We start from the raw sequence: 233 nt of genomic DNA, 5'->3' as shown, positions 1-233 counted from the left end.
CGCAGTTGCAGAGAGCACCACCGATTTCCCGGAATCGAACGCGGCTGTCCTGACCGAATACCGCGGGCCCCCTGTTGCACAGCTCAAGGAACTGCGTGTTGCGCTCGGCCAGGACAACAAGTTCTCGGTCGTCAAGAACAACCTCAGCGCCATTGCCGCCAAGGAAGCTGGAGTTGAAGAATTAAACGAGCAGATTTCCGGCCCTACTGCAATCGCCTTCATCAAGGGTGACG

1 protein-coding gene is annotated in these 233 nt (G+C 57.5%); it reads left to right on the top strand.

Going from position 1 to position 233, the window contains the following annotated elements:
* A partial coding sequence (rplJ, locus tag SB659_RS20620) for a 50S ribosomal protein L10 (RefSeq protein WP_410551791.1) occupies positions 1–233 on the top strand: 233 nt, incomplete at both ends.

This window comes from Arthrobacter sp. SIMBA_036, assembly GCF_046535135.1.
Classification (GTDB): Bacteria; Actinomycetota; Actinomycetes; order Actinomycetales; family Micrococcaceae; genus Arthrobacter.
Note: the sequence above shows the minus strand (reverse complement) of the source record. Positions and strands in the feature narration are given on the sequence as shown.